Source organism: Streptomyces violaceusniger Tu 4113 (assembly GCF_000147815.2).
In the GTDB taxonomy this organism is placed as follows: Bacteria; Actinomycetota; Actinomycetes; order Streptomycetales; family Streptomycetaceae; genus Streptomyces; species Streptomyces violaceusniger_A.
The window spans coordinates 3,632,609-3,649,718 of the sequence record NC_015957.1 but is presented as its reverse complement, the minus strand read 5'-3'; the positions used below and the strand labels follow the sequence as shown (position 1 = coordinate 3,649,718).

The following is a 17,110-nucleotide window of genomic DNA, read 5'->3' as shown; positions in this document are numbered from 1 at the left end:
CCCCTGGGGGATCCGTCGGAGTTGTCCGAGGAGGGTCAGCTTCGGGCGCCGTGGAGGCAGACGGCGGGAACGGCGGCGGGCGGATCCGTGGTGAGGGCGGCGACCGCGGCCGGAGCGAGAGAGGGGACGGCAGCCTTCGGCGCGTCCGCGACCGCGGACGTCGGCGTGAGGAAGGCGAGCCGGAACATGCTGTGATCTTCGCGCACTGTACGGTCCGCGTCGAATGGTTTTCGGTGCGTACGGGGTCGGTGGGACCGGTGGTCCGGGAGCGAACGCCGGTGGCACTGGGGTGGTTGGCCGGTCGCCCGGCCTGCTCGTTTCCGGTGTCCGGCCCGGGCCCGGCGACCGGTTTCGGACCGTTCCGCCGACTGGTTTCGGGCCGTGCGCCGACTGGTTCGAGACGGTCCGCCGACCCCCTGTCGACGGTCTGCCGACAATCGGACGACAACGCGACGACATCACGGCGCCCGCCCGGCTTGGTCGGTTACGCTCCACCGATGCTCGATGTCGCCGCACCGCCCGCGAAACCGGCCGCGCGCCGCGCCCGCGCCGTGCTCCTCTCGCCGTGGTCGCGGCTGGGGCTGCTCGCCGCGCTGCTCACGGGTTCCGCGATCGCGGTCTGGCTGTGGCAGCCGCAGCGGCTGCTGACCCACGGCTGGCCGGAGCTGTCGGGCGGGACGGCTGTGGTGCTGTTCACGGCCGCGTACGGGGTGGGCACCGCCGCACTGGTGCCCCGGCCGCTCCTGAACCTGGCGGCCGGTGCGCTCTTCGGCATCCAGACCGGGCTGGTCACGGCCGTCGGCGGCACGGTGATCGGCGCCGGGATCGCCTTCGGTCTTGGCCGGCTTCTGGGGCAGGACGCGCTGCGTCCGCTGCTGCGGGGCCGCTGGCTCACGGCGGCGGACCGGCAGCTCAGCCACCACGGGTTCCGGTCCATGCTGGCGATCCGGCTGTTCCCCGGCGTACCGTTCGCCGCCGCCAACTACTGCGCCGCCGTCTCACGGATGGGCTGGCCGTCGTTCCTGCTGGCCACGGGGCTGGGCAGTGTGCCGAACACCGCCGCGTACGTAGTCGCGGGCAGCCGCGCCACCACCCCCACCTCGCCCGTCTTCCTCCTCGCGATGGCCTTCATCACGGTGCCCGCCGTCGCGGGGGCGCTGGTGGCCTGGCGCAAACGTGGCCGGCTGCGGCCCGCGGGCCCCGGGGAGCGCCTCGGCCAGGACGCGGCCTCGAGCGAGACGCCACCGTCGGCCTGACGGGCGGGCCCGCTGCGGCCGCTGGGGTCCGTCAGGCGTCGGCCGGGCCGCTCGCGGAGGCGGAAGCGGACGCCGCGCGGGCGGACAGCGGCTCGGCGATGTCCTCGAGCGGGCGCTGTTCCGCCGGGATGGCGAGGAAGGCGGCGACAAGCCCGGCGGCGACCATGAGCGCCGCCCCGATGGAGAAGGCCAGCGCGGTGTCGGCGACCACTCCGCTCTGCGTCAGATTCGAGAAGATCAGCGGGCCGGTGATGCCTCCGGCCGCCGTGCCGATGGCGTAGAAGAAGGCGATGGCCAGGGCGCGCGTCTCCATCGGGAAGACCTCGCTGACCGTCAGGTACGCGGAGCTCGCACCGGCCGAGGCGAAGAAGAGGACCACGCACCAGCAGGCGGTCATCGTGGTCGCGCTGAGCCAGCCGTTGCCGAACATCCAGGCGGTGATGAACAGCAGCACACCGGAGAGGATGTACGTCCCCGAGATCATCACGCGGCGGCCGACCGTGTCGAAGAGCTTGCTCAGCAGGGCCGGTCCGAGGAAGTTGCCGAAGGCGATGACCGCGAAGTAGTAGCCGGTGTCGCCGGTGGGCACGTCGAAGAACCGCACCAGGATCGAGCCGAAGCCGAAGGTGATGGCGTTGTAGAGGAACGCCTGCCCGATGAAGAGGGCCAGCCCCAGGACCGCGCGCCGGGGATACGCCCGGAAGAGCGTCCGGGCGATCTCGATGAAGCCGGTGCTCTTCCGCGGCTTGATGGTGATGGCCCTGTCCGGCTCGGGGAGGCGCCGCCCGGTCTCGTCCTCGATCCGCCGTTCGGCCGCCGCGACCAGTTCCTCGGCGCCCTCCGCCCGGCCGTGGATGAACATCCAGCGCGGGCTCTCCGGGACGTTACGGCGCACCAGCAGGATGACCAGGCCGAGGACGACGCCGAGGGCGAAGGTGAGCCGCCAGCCGACGTTGAGCGGGAAGAAGTCCGTGTTGAGCATCAGCACGGCGAGCAGCGAGCCGCCCATCGCGCCGAGCCAGAAGCTCCCGTTGATGACCAGATCGACGCGGCCCCGATACCTGCTGGGGATCAGCTCGTCGATCGCGGAGTTGATGGCCGCGTACTCCCCGCCGATGCCGAAGCCGGTGAGGAAGCGGAAGAGGAAGAACCACCAGGCGGAGAAGGCGATGGCGGTGAGCGCGGTGGCGGCCAGATAGACCCCGAGGGTGATGAGGAAGAGTTTCTTGCGGCCGTAGCGGTCGGTGAGCCAGCCGAAGACCAGCGCCCCGGTGCAGGCCCCGGCCACATAGAGAGCCGCCGCGACCCCCGTGACCTGCGCGTCGGTGATGGGCAGCCCGCTGCCGGGCTCGGAGAGGCGGCTGGCGATATTGCCGACGACGGTCACTTCGAGACCGTCCAGGATCCATACGGTGCCGAGGCCGATCACGATCATCCAGTGCCAGCGCGACCAGGGCAGCCGGTCCAGCCGTGCCGGGACCTTGGTGGTGATCGTGCCGCCGGGCCCGTCCCCTCGGCCTCCCCGTCCTCCGTCGTGCCCGATCGCGGTCATACGGTTCGGCTCCTCGGCTGTCCACGGCTGATCACGGCTGATCCTCACCAGGGCGCCCGCGGCCGGGCGGCCGAACGCCGAGTACCCAAGGTCAAAGCGATGAACCGATGGTCCGACCAGGCCCTTGATGGGCCGCGCACCCGGGGACGCTACGCTGCCCACACCCGGCAGTTGATCCTCGACCGCCGACTTCCCACCGACCACCCCCGCCTGAATCGGTCACGCCTGGCCATCTCTGGCCAGAAATCGATCAGCGCACGATCAGCCTCTGGATAGCGAAGACTCAATGTCGTGGTTTGAATCATTCATCCTCGGGCTGGTCCAGGGGTTGACTGAGTTTCTTCCGATCTCCTCCAGCGCCCATCTGCGGCTCACGGCCGCGTTCGCCGGCTGGAGCGACCCTGGGCCCGCGTTCACCGCGATCACCCAGATCGGCACGGAGCTCGCGGTGCTCATCTACTTCCGCAAGGACATCGTCAACATCGTGTCGGCCTGGTTCCGCTCGCTCTTCAGCAAGGAGTGGCGGGGCAACCACGACGCCCAGATGGGCTGGCTGGTGATCATCGGCTCGCTGCCCATCGGTGTGCTCGGGCTCACCCTGCAGCACGCGATCGAGGGTCCGTTCCGCGATCTGCGCCTCATAGCCACGACCCTCGTGGTCATGGGCGTCGTCCTGGGCTTCGCGGACCGGCGTGCGGCGCGCGATGAGTCGGGCGGCCGGCATCGCGTCGCCAACCAGCGCAAGACGCTCAAGGAGCTGAGCATCCGGGACGGCCTCATATTCGGCGTCTGCCAGGCGATGGCGCTGGTGCCGGGCGTCTCCCGGTCCGGCGCGACGATCAGCGGCGGACTGCTCATGGGCTACACCCGCGAGGCGGCGGCCCGCTACTCCTTCCTTCTCGCGGTCCCGGCGGTGCTGGCCTCGGGCGCCTTCGAGCTGAAGGACGCGTCCGAGGGGCATACGGCATGGGGCCCGACGATCTTCGCGACCGTTATCGCCTTCTTTATCGGATATGTCGTCATTGCGTGGTTCATGAAGTTCATTTCCACTAAGAGCTTCATGCCGTTTGTGATCTACCGGATTCTGCTGGGCATCGCGCTCTTCGCACTGGTGGGCTTGGGCGTGCTGAGCGCCCACGCGGCCGAGTCGGCGGGCTGACGCGCTTCTCCGCACAGACAGGGAGATGGGCCGCCGGCCGAGGAGGGAGGAGTCCGGCGGCCCCTTCGCTCAGGTCTGGCGCCCCCTGAGCGGCATGGGACGAGTCAATCGCCATGCGGGGCACCCGGGAAGGGTGTGCGGTAGATATATGCAAGCACTCGCGTCACACCGGGTGTGAATCCCTCACCCAGCGCACGCCTCTGCCCTGAGCCGGCGGGCCACCGGGACGATCACACCGACGGTTCGGCGACGATCTCCACCAGCTCACTCAACGAGCCGATTCGCCAGTCCGCCATCGCCGCGTCGGCGGTATCGGCCCACAGATACGCCCACGGCCCCCGGCGGATATGCGCGGCCCGCAGCCCGGCGGCCTTCGCCGGCCGGATGTCGAAGGCCGGATGGTCACCCACGTACAGCGTGTCCCCCGGCGCGGCGCCGCCGAGCTCCAGCACCCGCCGGAAGAACTCCGGATCGGGCTTGGCGACCCCCCACTCACTGGACGTCGCCACGGCATCGACCGGCAGCCCCAGCTCCCGCAGCAGCACACCCGCCCGCAGCGACTGATTCCCGGCCAGGACCACCCGCAGCCCCGACTCCCGCAGCCCGCCGAGCACGGACCGCACATCGGGGTAGACGTCCGACTCGTCCAGCCACTCCCCCCGCCCCGCCGCCTCCCGCGCCCGCCACTCGGCGTCGATGTCCACGCCCGGCCGCACCAGACGGATCGCGTCCTTGTCGTCCCGCCCCTGCGCGACAACGGCCCCCACCAGCGCGGACAGAGTGTGCCGCGGCACCCCGAGCCAGTCGGCCCAATCGCCCCAGTAGCGGTCCTCACGGACGAGGGTCGAGCCGATGTCGAACACGACGCTCTCGATCAACGCGGCCCCTTCCTCCGGCCACTGCCCCTCACACCTTCTCGGGCCCCTGGTCCTCCCAGTCCGCGTAACGGATCCGGGCCAGATCCAGCACCTCACCGACCGTGCCCCATTCGTTCTTCCCCAGCCGGGACAGCGGCCGCAGCCTGGTGATCTCCGCATGCCCGTCGACCATCACCGCGTCGTCGATCGCGGCATACACCACCCGCCCGAAGACCACCGTCGAATTCCCGAGCCCCATCGTGCTGTGCACCACGCACTCCAACGCCACCGGCGACCCCGCCACCCGAGGCGGCTTCACCCGCGCACTCGCCTCCTGCGCCACCCCCACCGCCTCGAACTCGCTCACCCCGTGCGGAAAGTCCGTCGCGGTCGCGTTGACCTGCTCGAACAGCCCCTCCGGCGCGAGGTTCACCACGAACTCCCCGGTGTCCTCGACATTCCGCAGCGAGTCCTTACGCCCCACGGAGGTGAACTGCACGATGGGCGGAGCCACGGCCGCGACGGTGAAGAACGAGTGCGGGGCGAGGTTCGCCGAAAGGTGGTCTCGGCTGATCGTCGAGACCCAGGCGATCGGCCGGGGCACAACGACCGAGGTCAGCAGCTTGTAGAAGGGAGCAGAGCCCATGACCTCGGGGTCGAAATCGATACGCATGCCGCCCAGTATCCGTGCAGGCGGCGGCGCATCCTAACGAGGGATCGCAGCATCACCCGGCCCCTGAGTTCCACGGAAGGTGCCCGGTGTCGGAAGACACGAGCATCCGGAGCTGAGCACCACCATGTCCGCCGTTTCCCCCTGGGACGACTTCGACATCCCACCCCAGGCCCGCACCGGCCGCGTCCCCTCAACCTCTACGACCAGCTCTCCGCCTACGCCCCGAAGCGCCCAGGCGCCTACCTGCGGATCTCTTCCGACCGCTTCGGCCTGGAGGCGGGCGTCGACCGCCAGCGCGAAGACGCCGAGGACACCCTCCGGCGTCTGCGCTGGATCACTTTGCTGCTCACCAGCGCCCCCTCTCGGCGGCGATGGAAGAAGGTGCACCAAGTAGTTGCGCCTCCGTCGCTGGTTCCCCACGCGCCGTTATGTGCGGTCGTCATCCACTCGACGAGCTGGAGTCCACGGCCGCTCTCAGCGTCGCCGTCGACACGCCGGATGACGGGCAGCCATGGCGTCTCGTCGTGGACAGAGATACGTAATAGGTCGTCACCCTGGAGGCTGATCAGGAGGGTGACCTCCGTCCCGTGGCTGTGCAGGATCGCGTTCGTGACCAGCTCGGAGGCAGCCAGGACCACGTCATCCGACATGGCGACCAGCCCCGAGTGCTCCAGGCAGGCTTTGGTCAGGTACCGCATCTCCTTGACGCGGCGGGCGTCAGCCTCAGGTAGCTGGTCGTGTGCGCCACGTTTGGCGATTTCGAAGCGGACCCTCATCGCATCGCCGCTGTCCGACATCTCCGGGGTGCCGAGCGAGGGGCAGTCCTGCCTCCCCCGCTTGGTGAAGGCGTTGACGGCTGCGGGCCTGATCAAGCCAGCTCCTCATGAGTCGGACGGATATGCCGCCGAACGCCGGAGGGGGCCGCAGATCATCACGCGACGCGGCCTTCCCGACGTCCACGCACCCAGGTAACCGCCACGAACGCCCTTTTGTTGATGCCAAGTCGCACAGATGCTGCTCGCCAGAGCAGTGCCATTTTGACTATCTCTTCACCCGGGGTGGTCCACGCGACAGCGGGCGACGGTACGCCGTAGGAGCCGTCTGAACGGCCGTCGGGGCGCGGAAGTAAGAACCCGCCCTCGCGGGGCGAGGGGGTGGCCGTCGGCGCGGTCGCGTCGCCGTCGGTGGAGGTCGAGCCTGTGGGTGGGGGTCGGGTGGTCGGGGTGCAGATCGTGACCGCCTGGCGGGAGGGGATGACCAGCGTGGATCTCCCGCCGGTCTACCGCGACATCGTGGACGTGATCGACGACGCGCCCGAACCGGTGCAGGCGAAGCAGACCGTCCCTCGGATCGGGTTGTAGAAGGCATGATGAGGTTCAGCCACGCCGCGATCTCGATCCCGATATCGCCTACGCCCTACCGCCGTAGTTGCGGGGCAAGCTTCTCGCCCAGATAGCGTTCGCACGCTGTCCTATTTGCCGACGAGGCGCATGTGCGTGTCGTTGTAGCGGTCTCCGTGTACGCCGACGCGGGCGGCGAGCGTGTCGAGGTCGGCGATGTCGTCGGCGGACAGGGCGACGTGTGTGGCGCCGCTGTTCTCCTCAAGGCGTTCGGTGCGGCGGGTGCCGGGGATCGGGACGATCTACGGGTGCTGTGCAAGGAGCCAGGCCAGGGCGACCTGGCCTGGGTTGGCGTCCCGGGATTGGACGAGTGCGGTGACGTGGTCGACGAGCGGACAGGGCCCGGAGCCCGGCATGGGGTTCAGCGGTCGGTGGTGGCCGCCGCGTCCTCGGTGGCGGCCCAGGCGGCCAGCAGCTGAAGTGCATCATGCGCTGGCGTGTGCGGCTGCGCGCTGTACGCCGTCAGGGTGAGGCCGGGCTGTGCGGGCAGTTCCATGGCGTCGAAGTCGAGGGTGAGCTCGCCGACGGCGGGGTGGCGGAAGGATTTGCTGCCGGTGTGGTGCAGGCGCACGTTGTGTTTGGCCCAGGCGGTGCGGAACTCCTCGCTGCGGGTGACGAGTTCGCCGATCAGGCCGGTCAGGTCGTTGTCGTGCGGTGCCCGGCCGGCCTCGGTGCGCAGCAGCGAGACGGTGGTGTTCACCGAGGTGTCCCAGTCGGGGAAGAAGTCCCGGCTCGTGGGGTTCAGGAACTGGAAGCGGGCGATGTTGGCCGGGCGTGGGGCGTCGTCGGTGAACAGCGGGGCGTACAGGGCGCGGCCGAGCCGGTTGACGGCGAGGAGGTCGAGGCGGCCGTTGCGGATGAAGGCCGGGCTGTCGGTCATGGAGTGCAGCACGCGCAGCGTGCTGTCCCGTAGCGGACCGCGGGCGCGCCGGGTGCGGGTGGCGGGGCGCTTGGCGACGGCGCGGGCCAGGTCGTGGAGGTGGGCGCGTTCGGCGTCGTCCAGCTGGAGCGCGTTCGAGACCGCGTCGAGGACCTCCTGGGAGGCCCCGGCCAGGTGGCCGCGCTCCAGGCGGACGTAGTAGTCGATGCTGACCCCGGCGAGCAGGGCGACTTCCTCGCGGCGCAGGCCGGGCACGCGCCGGTTGCCGCCGTAGGCGGGCAGTCCGGCCTGCTGCGGGGTGATCTTCGCGCGGCGGGAGGCGAGGAACGCGCGGATGTCGCTCTTGGTGTCCACACTGCCAGGCTAAGTCGGCTCGCGCCGGGGTGGGGGGCCCTGTCAGTACCTGTAACGCCCGTACCTTCCACATGCGCGTGACCTGCGTTTTCCTCGGGAGTGGCCGCGGTTGCGGCCCCGGCGGGCGCCCCTGGTGAGAGGCCCTGGACCTGCCGGGTCGGGCCTTCCCCCGCACGCGGAAATGCCCGCCTTTGCATATTTTGGCGAAGCGAAGCAAGGAGTCGTCGTCATGACGAAGCAGTCCGCGCCCCCGGAACTGGCGAAGATCGCGCCGAAACTCGTCGAGGTCACCAACGAGGTGCTGTTCGACGACGTATGGGAAAGGACGGAGCTGTCACCGCGGGACCGAAGCCTGGTCACGGTCAGCGTGCTGGCGTCGCTGTACCGCACCGAGCAGCTCGGCTACCACCTGCGCACGGCGCTGGAGAACGGGCTGAGCGTCCAGGAGCTGTCCGAAGCGATCACCCACCTCGCCTTCTACGCGGGCTGGCCGAACGCGATGACCGCGATCAACCAGCTCAAGGCGATCGCCGACGAGCAGACCGCCGCCTGACCACCCCGCACCCCCGTTGTCCGCACCCCGGAAATAGCAAGGAGCACCACCCCATGGAATTGCTGAAGAAGCAGCCCACGATGAAGCTGCCCGCCCAGTGGTTCACCGGTGACGCCTGGGCCGATGTGATCTACCGCGGTGAGGAGCCCTCGCGGGCCCGCGCCAACGCGGTGCGCTTCGCCCCCGGCGCCCGTACCGCCTGGCACTCCCACGGCCTGGGCCAGACCCTCTACATCGTCGAGGGCATCGCCCTGGTCCAGTCCCGCGGCGGCGAGATCATCGAAGGCCACCCGGGCGATGTGATCTGGACGCCGCCGGGCGAGGAGCACTGGCACGGCGCCGCCCCGGACCACTTCATGACGCACATCGCGCTGTGGGAGACCGACAAGGTCGACTGGCTCGAGCACGTCAGCGACACCGAGTACGGCGGCCCGCGCACCAGCACCCGTCGCTGAGCGCCCCGCCCCCGATCCGAACCGAACCGTTAAGGAACGTCATCATGCGCGGAGCAGTTCTCCACGCCCCCGGGGACGTGCGCTTCGAAGAACGCGACGACCCCGAGATCATCAAACCGACCGACGCGGTCATCCGCACCGTCGCGACCTGCGTCTGCGGATCGGACCTGTGGGACTACCGCGGCATCAACCCGGTCGAGCGGCCCACTGCGTTCGGCCACGAGTACGTCGGCATCGTCGAGGAGGTCGGCGACGACGTCACCACCATCAGGCCGGGCCAGTTCGTCATCGGCTCCTTCTTCGCCTCCGACAACACCTGCCCGAACTGCCGGAACGGCTACCAGACCAACTGCCTGCACCGCGAGTTCGTCGGCGCCGAGGGATGCCAGGCTGACAAGATCCGTATCCCGCTCGCGGACGGCACCCTGGTCGCCACCCCCAGCCAGCCCGCCAAGGAACACATCGCCAGCCTGCTGGCCTGCTCGGACGTGATGGGCACCGGCTGGTACGCGGCCGTGGCCGCCCAGGTGCAGCCCGGCGACACCGTCGCCGTGGTCGGCGACGGCGCGGTCGGCCTGTGCGCCGTGATCGCCGCCAGGGAACTGGGCGCCGCACGCATCATCGCCATGTCCCGGTCGCACCCCGTTCCGCCGCCACGGGCCGGCACCCCACCCCACCGGAGGGCCTTCACGATGAGCACCTGGGACCAGACACAGCTGCGCACCTTCACCCCCGCCGACGACCTGCACATCTCCCCGCTCCGCGAGGACGGCGTCACCTACGGCACCCCGACCTGGATCTGGTCCGTCGTCGTGGGCAGCGACCTCTACGTCCGCCCCTACAACGGCCCCCGCTCCCGCTGGTACCAGGCGGCGATGACGCAGAAGGCCGGACGCATCCGCATCGCGGGTACCGAGTACGACGTGGCCTTCGCCCCCGCCGACGACACCGTCCTCGACGCGACCGACGACGCCTACCGCACCAAGTACGACCCCAGCCCCTACGTGGAGCACATGCTCCGCAGCGGCCCCCGCTCGACGACCGTCCGCATCACCCCCACCGCGTAGAGAGCGGGCCGACGGAACACAACCACCCAGCCGATCCGCCCGCGACCCGCAAGGAGCTTCATCATGGAGTACGTCCGTCTCGGCACCACCGGCCTGAGGGTGAGCCGGCTCGCCCTGGGGTGCATGAGCTACGGCGACCCCACCGCCCCCGGCGCCCACCCCTGGGCCCTGACCGAGGACCAGGCCGAGCCGTTCTTCCGGCAGGCCGTCGAGCTGGGCATCACCTTCTGGGACACCGCCAACGTCTACCAGGCCGGCACCTCCGAGGAGATCGTCGGCCGCGCCATCCGCACCTACTCCCGGCGGGAGGACATCGTGCTCGCCACCAAGGTCCGCGGGAAGATGCACGACGGCCCCGGCGGCGAAGGACTGTCCCGCAGGGCGATCCTCGAACAGGTCGATGCCTCCCTGACCCGGCTCGGCACGGACTACATCGACCTCTACCAGGTCCACCGCTTCGACGACGACACCCCCGTCGAGGAGACGATGGAAGCCCTCCACGACACCGTCAAGGCCGGCAAGGTCCGCTACATCGGCGCCTCCTCGATGTACGCCTGGCAGTTCGCCAAGCTCCAGCACGCCGCTGACCTCGGCGGATGGACCCGCTTCGTGTCCATGCAGAACCAGTACAACCTGCTGCGCCGCCAGGACGAACCCGAGCTGATGGCCCTGTGCGGTGACATGGGAGTGGGCCTCGTGCCCTACTCGCCCAACGGCAAGGGCCGCCTGGCCCGCCCTACCGGCGAGCAGAGCAACCGCTCGCGCACCGACCACGTCGTACAGTCCTTCGACAGCCCCCACGACGAGCCCGTCATCAACGCCGTACAGCAGCTCGCCGAAACCCGTCGCGTCACCATGGCCCACATCGCTCTGGCCTGGGTACTGCGCAACCCTCTGGTCTCCGCCCCCATCGTCGGAGCCACCGCACCCCACCACCTGCAGCAGGCCACCGATGCCCTCAGCCTCCGGCTGACGGACGAGGAAGCCGCCACCCTGGAGGAGCCGTACGTCAACGCCGGACCCTCCTGGTTCTGACTCTCCCCGCAGGCCGGGCCCGGGACGGCGAGGCTGCCCGAACTGGACCGGGCCTGGCTGCGCAGTTCGGTGAACCGGGGCCCCCGCCCGTCCCGAGTCACACGGGACGGAAGGCTCGCGCCACACGGCCGACAGGGGTCCCTGACAGGGCCTGCCGCCCGTCGTGTGGCTGCTCGGCGTGGTCACCTTTCTCATGGACACCGCCGAGCTCGTCGTCGGCCTACTGCCGGAAATCTCCGCCGACCTGGACATCAGCGTCTCCTCCGCCGGACTGATGGTCACCGTCTTCGCGATCGGCATGATGGTCGGCGCCCCGCTGATGGCCATGGCGACCCTGCGGCTGCCGCGCCGCTTCACGCTGATCGCCTCGCTGCTCGTCTTCGCCGCCGGACACGTCATCGGCGCGCTCAGCCCCACCTTCGCCCTGGCGCTGATCGGGCGGTTCGTCTCCGCCCTGGCCACCGGCACCTTCTGGGCCGTCGGCGCGGTCGTCGCGACCGCCGCAGCAGGTCCGGCCGCGAGCAGCCGCGTGATGGGGGTCGTGATCGGCGGGGTCACCCTGGCCAACATCGTCGGCGGTCGCCGATGTGATCTCCGTACCCACCGGGCGGGCACGCAGCGCGCACGGCCGCGACGCGGTGGCCGAAACGGGAGGGGTCCTCGCCTGGTGGTGCGTGCCCGTCCTCGGGCCGCGCGGGGCCGGCGCGCCGCGTAGCGCCCCCCGGCCCGGGTACTCGGGTGCCCCGGGTACTCGGATGCGCGGAGAGGAGAACCCATGGTGATGGCATGCGCCGCCGTTCCGCGCGGCCCTCTCCAGCGGTACGGGTCCCGGCAGGCGCCGTGACCACGCCCGCCGTCGGTGTCGTCGTCGCCACCCGCAATCGCGCCGACACCCTCGCCACCACCCTCGAACACCTCGCGGCGCTGCCGGAACGGCCGCCCGTGCTGGTGGTGGACAACGGTTCGACGGACCACACCCGCGCCATGATCGCCGAATGTTTCCCCGGAGTGGATCTTCTGGTCCATCCCGTCAACCGCGGGGCGTTGGCCCGCAACGATGGCGTACGCGCTCTGACCACCCCCTACATCGCCTTCAGCGACGACGACTCGTGGTGGCGGGAGGGGGCGCTGAGCCGGGCGGCCCGTCTCCTCGACGCCCATCCCCGGCTCGGGCTGGTAACGGCACAGGTGCGGGTGGGCCCCGAGGAGCGACCCGACCCGCTCAACGCGGTGCTTGCCGCCTCCCCCGTCGGCCGAGCGCCCGACCTGCCGGGACCGGAGGTCTTCGGCTTCCTCGCCTGCGCCGCCGTGGTGCGCCGCAGCGCTTTCCTCGACGCGGGGGGCTTCCATCCCCTGATCTTCTTCGGCGGAGAGGAAACCCTTCTCGCCTACGACCTCACCGCGCGCGGCTGGGGCGTTTCGTACTGCGCGGAGGTGGTGGCCCACCACAACCCGGCCCCGGCCCCCCGCCCTGGCCGCAACGCCGTGATGCGACGCAACGAGCTGATCGGCCACTGGCTGCGGCGTCCCCTCCCCCTCGCCTTCCGGAGTACCGCCCGGCTCCTTGCCGAGGCCGCGTGTGACCCGGAGGCGCGGCTCGCCCTGCGGGGGCTGCTCGCCCGGCTCCCGGCGGCGCTGCGGCAACGCCGCCCGCTGCCGCCGTGGGTGGAGGAGGCCGTCCGGCGGGTGTCCGCGTCCTGAGACCATGCCCTGGGTCGTGTCCTGGGCCCTGTCTTGAGAAGCCCACGGAATTCACCCCCGGCGCCAGTCCCCGCTGCCCAGGTGTGACCCGGCCATCGGCCCCATGCGGAGCATGCCACCGTCCACCGCCCAGGAGGCGCCGGTGACATAGTCGGCGTCCGGGCCCGCGAGGAAGGCGATCACGGCGGCGACCTCCCGGGCATCCCCGGGCCGCCCGAGCGGGATCCCCGGCCGGTCCTGGCCGCGGACGTCCGTGTCCTCCTGGCCGGTCATCGGGGTGGCGATCTCGCCTGGTGCGACCGCGTTGACCCGGATCCCGTGTTCGGCCAGTTCCAGGGCCATCACCTGGGTGAGCAGGCCGAGCCCGCCCTTGGCCGCGCAGTAGGGTGCGGCGCCCACCCGTGGCTGGTGTTCGTGGACGCTGGTGACGTTGACGATCCGGCCGCCCCCGCCCTGGCGGATCATCCGGCGCGCCGCGCGCTGTCCGCACAGGAAGGGGCCGACCAGGTCGACGTCGAGGACCTGTTGCACGGTGGTGTGGTCGAGGTCGAGGAAGGGGGTGGCGGTTCCCGTGCCCGCGTTGTTGACGAGGACGTCGAGGCGTCCGAGGGCGTCGGCCAGCCGGTCGACGGCCTCGGCGGCCTCCGGGAGTCCGGTGAGGTCCATCCGCTCGATCACGGCCCGCCGCCCGTGTTCCCGCACCTCGGCCGCCGTCCGTTCGGCCCCTTCGTGGTCGGTGTTCCAGGTGATGCCGATGTCCATGCCCTCGTCGGCGAGCCGCACTGCTGTGGCACGGCCGATGCCGGAGTCCGCGCCGGTGATGACGGCGCCGCGGGCGAGACGGCCGGAGCCGGTGGTGTCGCTGGGGGTCATCCGGCGGCCCCGGTGGGGGTGGTCGGGTGCGGGCGGCGGGGCGCGGGCGCGGCCGGGCGGGGGAGCCTGCCGACCGCCGCCAGGACATCGGCCACGCTGATGGCGAGCAGTCGCTCGTCGGGGACGGTGCCGTGCGCGTCACCCGGCCTGGGGGTGGCGTCGCCGCCGTACCAGAGCGCCTGGTGGAGGTCGCAGCGCGGTGGTCCCCACAGCCGGGGGGCCACCGGTCCGAAGAGGACGACGGAGGGGGTGCCCAGGGCGGTCGCCAGATGTGCCAGGCCGGTGTCGCCCACGACCACGGCCCGGGCCCGGGCGACGAGTGCGGCGAGGTCGGCGAACGGTACATCGGCGTCGCCGCCGAGCACGGCCGACCGAGGCAGCCCGGCGGCCCGGGCGACCCCATGGGCCAAGGGGGCCTCATCGGCGCCCGCGGTGACGACGACCCGGTGGCCGGTCGCGGCGAGGGCCCGTCCCACCGCGGCGAAGCGCTCGGCGGGCCACCGGCGCGCGGCGGCGTCGGCGCCGGGATGCAGGACCACCGCTCCGGGCGCGGGCGAGCCGCGGCCCTCGGGGGCGCTGATCCGCTGGTCCCCCGGGTCGGCCGGGATGCCGTACCAAAGGAGCAGCCGGCACCAGCGGACCCACTCGTGTTCGTCGTCGCGCCACAGCGGTCCGGGGACTTGGGGGGTGTCGGGGTGGGCGTAGGCCAGAGTGCGGCCCGGACGCAGGGCGCTCAGCAGACGGTGGCTGGGCGGCCCGTTCCCGTGGAGGTCCACGGCCACCTCCGGTGGCGGTCCGGTCCAGTCGATCCGGTTGGGGACGGCCCGGGCGGGGGCCGAGGTGGCGAGCAACCGGTCGACGGCTCCGGTCGCCGCCGAGGCCTCGGCGAGGCGGCCCGGTGCGGCCAGCAGCAGCTCGTAGCCGGGGTGGGAGCGCCGGAGTGCGCGGAGCGCCGGGACGGCCGTGAGCAGGTCGCCGAGGCCGAGAGCGCGCAGGACCAGCAGGCGGGGGCGGCGGCCCGCGGGGCGCGTCATCGGCGGGTCCGCGAGGGCACCGGGGGCGGGGCCGGGCGGACGGTGGCCCCGAGGGCCGCCCGGCGGGCGAGTTCGGTGGTGGACCGACCGTCGAGATACGGCAGGACGAGGGCCTGCCCACCCCATTCGCGCAGCACGGCGGCCTCGGGCAGGGTGTCGGCACTGTAGTCGCCGCCCTTGACCCAGACGTCCGGGCGCAGTCTGCGCAGCAGCGGCTCCGGGGTGTCCTCGTCGAAGACGGCGACGGCGTCGACGCAGCCCAGTCCGGCCAGCACCCGTACTCGGTCCGCGACCGGGTTGATCGGGCGGCCGGGGCCCTTCAGACGGGTCACGGAGGCGTCGGAGTTGACGCACACGATCAGACAGTCACCGGTGCGGCGGGCGTTCTGGAGCAGTCCGACGTGGCCGGCGTGCAGCAGGTCGAAACAGCCTCCGGCGGCGACGACGGTACCGCCCCGGGTACGGACCGCCTCGGCGAGGCCGTAGGCGTCGCGCGGGCGCCCGGGGGCCTCGTCACCGCTGAGGGCCTCACCCGGCCGGAGGGCGCCGGCGCCGCCCGACGCCACGAAAGCGGCGGCTTCGGCGACGGCAAGCTGGACCGCCTCCTCCGGCAGCCCTCCGTCCGCCAGCACGCTCGCGGCAGTGGCGGCGAAGCGGTCTCCGGCACCGCAGGGGTCGCCCTGGGCCCGGTAGGCGGCCGGAACGTAAAGGTGATCGCCGCTGTGCGGGCGGGTGAGGAGCGCACCGCGCTCCCCCAGGGTGACGGCGACGGCCGCGGCGCCCCAGAGCTCACCGAGGCGGGTGCCGCGCGCTCCGTGGACGCGCAGGGGCCCCTGATCGTTCCTGGGGCCGCCGTCGGAGCCGAGGAGGAGCCGGGCCTCGGCGGCGTTGGGTGTGGCGAGCCGTACGCCGGGCACGGGCCGTTCACCGCGCGGGTGCGGGTCCCAGACCAGGGGTGCGGTGTGCGCCGCGTCGGCGAGGTGTCGGCGCAGCGCGCCCGCGGTGCCGTGGCCGTAGTCGGCGACCAGGACGGCTCCGGCGTTCCGTAGGGCGGCGAGGGCGGCCCTTCCAGGGCTTCCCGGCGTTCCGCCCCCTCGGTCGACGCGGGCCAGGGGGCGGCCTCCGGCGCGGATCCTGGTCTTGACCGGGAGGGTGCCGTCCAGGGGTACCTCGGCCAAGGTGACCAGGGAGCGCAGGGCCTCGCGGACGGTCCGGCTCGCGGCGTCGTCGCCCAGCGCGGTGACGAGGACGACCTCGCGCCCGCCGCGGGCGGCGAGCAGAGCGGCGAGTCCGGCACCGCCGGGGCGGCTGCGGTCCACGGTGACGTCCACGACGGGGGCCGGGGCGTCGGGGGCCAGGCGGGTGGCTTCGCCGTCGACGTCCTGGTCCAGCAGGGTGTCACCGACCACGACCAGGGGTCGCTGCGCGGCGCTCATGGGTCACCTCCCGTCGGTCGCGCGGCTGGGACGGGGCGCGGGGGGCTGGGCGCGCGGGAGGTCGTAGCGCCGTGTGGTTACGGGGTCGGCGGTGCCCGTGGCGAGGGGCTCTTCGTCGAGGGTCTCGTGGTCGTGGTCGTGGTCGTCGTCGAGGGCCTCGTGGTCGTGGTCGAGGGCCTCGTGGTCGTGGTCGAGGGTCTCGTGGTCGAAGCTCTCGCACAGCAGATGGAGGGCCACCAGGTGGGCCTCCTGGACGGTCGCCGTGCTGCCGGAGGCGATGCACAGCGTGTCGTGGGCGCGGAGGGTCAGCGGGTTGGGGCGGGGGCCGGTCATGGCCCAGACCCGCAGCCCGGCGGCGCGCCCGGTGTCGGCGGCGGCCAGCAAGTTGGGGCTGCGTCCGGAGGTGGACATCAGGACCAGCACATCGCCGGGTCTGCCGTGCGCGGCGACCTGCCGGGCGTACAGCTCCTCGAAGCCGTAGTCGTTGCCGATGGCGGTGAGGCTGGAGGTGTCGGTAGGCAAGGCGATGGCCGAGTAGGCGGGGCGTTCGCGGCGGTAGCGGCCGACGAGTTCGGCGGTCAGGTGCTGGGCCTGGGCGGCGCTGCCTCCGTTGCCCGCGGCGATGAGCCGGCCGCCGACGGGGAGGGTGGCGGCCAGGTGGCGGCCCCACGCGGTGATCTGTTCCAGGCCGTTGTCGCGCAGGTGCGCCACGGCGTCCTGGAGCGACTGGCAGTGTGCCTGGGCGGCGCGCAGCGTGTCGGTCATGGCTGTCCGGGCCGGTACTTCGCCGGTGGGCGGGTTCGGCCCGCACCTCCTTCCCGTTGA

General features: G+C 71.8%; 20 protein-coding genes. 10 read left to right on the top strand and 10 right to left on the bottom strand.

The features are described 5' to 3' along the window. Positions 1–35: 35 nt before the first annotated feature. Positions 36–188: a hypothetical protein gene (locus STRVI_RS52680; protein ID WP_165449209.1), complete on the bottom strand. Its 153-nt coding sequence runs from the start codon at positions 186–188 to the stop codon at positions 36–38. Positions 189–497: 309 nt separating this feature from the next. On the opposite strand from STRVI_RS52680, the gene STRVI_RS15700 reads away from it, so the two are divergent. Continuing rightward, on the top strand, positions 498–1,256 hold the full coding sequence (locus tag STRVI_RS15700) for a TVP38/TMEM64 family protein (RefSeq protein WP_014056640.1): 759 nt from the start codon (positions 498–500) through the stop codon (positions 1,254–1,256). Positions 1,257–1,287: 31 nt separating this feature from the next. Here STRVI_RS15700 and STRVI_RS15695 read toward each other — a convergent pair whose 3' ends face one another. Then, positions 1,288–2,808, bottom strand: coding sequence for an MFS transporter (locus tag STRVI_RS15695; RefSeq protein WP_014056639.1), 1,521 nt, complete (start codon positions 2,806–2,808; stop codon positions 1,288–1,290). A 286-nt stretch (positions 2,809–3,094) separates the two neighbouring features. Here STRVI_RS15695 and STRVI_RS15690 point away from each other — a divergent pair, with 286 nt between their 5' ends. Further along, complete coding sequence (locus STRVI_RS15690) at positions 3,095–3,967, top strand: undecaprenyl-diphosphate phosphatase (RefSeq protein WP_014056638.1); 873 nt, start codon at positions 3,095–3,097, stop codon at positions 3,965–3,967. Positions 3,968–4,197: 230 nt separating this feature from the next. Here the strand turns inward: STRVI_RS15690 and STRVI_RS15685 are convergent, their stop codons facing one another. The 3 genes from STRVI_RS15685 to STRVI_RS46330 all read right to left on the bottom strand — a co-directional run bounded on the left by STRVI_RS15685 (position 4,198) and on the right by STRVI_RS46330 (position 6,369). Next, positions 4,198–4,845: an HAD family hydrolase gene (locus tag STRVI_RS15685; RefSeq protein ID WP_014056637.1), complete on the bottom strand. Its 648-nt coding sequence runs from the start codon at positions 4,843–4,845 to the stop codon at positions 4,198–4,200. A 28-nt stretch (positions 4,846–4,873) separates the two neighbouring features. Beyond that, the gene (locus STRVI_RS15680; protein ID WP_014056636.1) at positions 4,874–5,497 is read right to left on the bottom strand and encodes a flavin reductase family protein; all 624 of its coding nucleotides are present in this window, start codon (positions 5,495–5,497) and stop codon (positions 4,874–4,876) included. Positions 5,498–5,736: 239 nt separating this feature from the next. Further along, complete coding sequence (locus STRVI_RS46330; protein ID WP_014056635.1) at positions 5,737–6,369, bottom strand: ATP-binding protein; 633 nt, start codon at positions 6,367–6,369, stop codon at positions 5,737–5,739. Positions 6,370–6,720: 351 nt separating this feature from the next. Between STRVI_RS46330 and STRVI_RS52675 the strand changes: the two genes are divergently transcribed. Together STRVI_RS52675 and STRVI_RS52670 are read left to right on the top strand one after the other, a co-directional pair. Beyond that, entirely contained in the window at positions 6,721–6,858 is a 138-nt protein-coding gene (locus tag STRVI_RS52675; protein WP_167543205.1) for a hypothetical protein, read from the top strand. 131 nt (positions 6,859–6,989) lie between these two features. Beyond that, positions 6,990–7,316: a hypothetical protein gene (locus tag STRVI_RS52670; protein WP_014056633.1), complete on the top strand. Its 327-nt coding sequence runs from the start codon at positions 6,990–6,992 to the stop codon at positions 7,314–7,316. Here STRVI_RS52670 and STRVI_RS15665 read toward each other — a convergent pair. Then, positions 7,259–8,131, bottom strand: a complete 873-nt coding sequence (locus STRVI_RS15665) for a helix-turn-helix domain-containing protein (RefSeq protein WP_014056632.1) — start codon at positions 8,129–8,131, stop codon at positions 7,259–7,261. The genes STRVI_RS52670 and STRVI_RS15665 overlap by 58 nt on opposite strands. A 229-nt stretch (positions 8,132–8,360) precedes the next feature. On the opposite strand from STRVI_RS15665, the gene STRVI_RS15660 reads away from it, so the two are divergent. From STRVI_RS15660 to STRVI_RS15635, 6 genes are all read left to right on the top strand, one after another. Further along, positions 8,361–8,684 carry a carboxymuconolactone decarboxylase family protein gene (locus tag STRVI_RS15660; RefSeq protein WP_014056631.1) on the top strand — a complete coding sequence of 108 codons (324 nt, stop codon included), beginning with the start codon at positions 8,361–8,363 and terminating at the stop codon, positions 8,682–8,684. Positions 8,685–8,737: 53 nt separating this feature from the next. Continuing rightward, complete coding sequence (locus tag STRVI_RS15655; protein ID WP_014056630.1) at positions 8,738–9,139, top strand: (R)-mandelonitrile lyase; 402 nt, start codon at positions 8,738–8,740, stop codon at positions 9,137–9,139. A 44-nt stretch (positions 9,140–9,183) separates the two neighbouring features. After that, complete coding sequence (locus STRVI_RS53485) at positions 9,184–10,206, top strand: DUF2255 family protein (RefSeq protein WP_014056629.1); 1,023 nt, start codon at positions 9,184–9,186, stop codon at positions 10,204–10,206. Positions 10,207–10,269: 63 nt separating this feature from the next. Then, complete coding sequence (locus STRVI_RS15645) at positions 10,270–11,241, top strand: aldo/keto reductase (RefSeq protein WP_014056628.1); 972 nt, start codon at positions 10,270–10,272, stop codon at positions 11,239–11,241. Between the two features lie 178 nt (positions 11,242–11,419). Then, the gene (locus STRVI_RS15640) at positions 11,420–11,956 is read left to right on the top strand and encodes an MFS transporter (protein ID WP_251982630.1); all 537 of its coding nucleotides are present in this window, start codon (positions 11,420–11,422) and stop codon (positions 11,954–11,956) included. Positions 11,957–12,027: 71 nt separating this feature from the next. After that, a complete protein-coding gene (locus tag STRVI_RS15635) occupies positions 12,028–12,942 on the top strand; it encodes a glycosyltransferase family 2 protein (protein ID WP_078505254.1) in 915 nt (304 codons plus the stop codon). 51 nt (positions 12,943–12,993) lie between these two features. On the opposite strand, the gene STRVI_RS15630 is transcribed toward STRVI_RS15635, so the two are convergent. From STRVI_RS15630 to STRVI_RS15615, 4 genes are read right to left on the bottom strand one after another with little or no spacing between them, the layout of a single operon-like run. After that, complete coding sequence (locus tag STRVI_RS15630; RefSeq protein ID WP_014056625.1) at positions 12,994–13,815, bottom strand: SDR family oxidoreductase; 822 nt, start codon at positions 13,813–13,815, stop codon at positions 12,994–12,996. Further along, positions 13,812–14,849 carry a glycosyltransferase family 9 protein gene (locus tag STRVI_RS15625; protein WP_014056624.1) on the bottom strand — a complete coding sequence of 346 codons (1,038 nt, stop codon included), beginning with the start codon at positions 14,847–14,849 and terminating at the stop codon, positions 13,812–13,814. The genes STRVI_RS15630 and STRVI_RS15625 overlap by 4 nt, the downstream gene beginning before the upstream one ends. Continuing rightward, positions 14,846–16,285: a D-glycero-beta-D-manno-heptose 1-phosphate adenylyltransferase gene (gene rfaE2, locus STRVI_RS15620; protein ID WP_014056623.1), complete on the bottom strand. Its 1,440-nt coding sequence runs from the start codon at positions 16,283–16,285 to the stop codon at positions 14,846–14,848. The genes STRVI_RS15625 and rfaE2 overlap by 4 nt, the downstream gene beginning before the upstream one ends. Positions 16,286–16,288: 3 nt before the next feature. Next, the gene (locus STRVI_RS15615) at positions 16,289–17,050 is read right to left on the bottom strand and encodes a D-sedoheptulose-7-phosphate isomerase (protein ID WP_014056622.1); all 762 of its coding nucleotides are present in this window, start codon (positions 17,048–17,050) and stop codon (positions 16,289–16,291) included. Between the last annotated feature and the right edge of the window lie 60 nt (positions 17,051–17,110).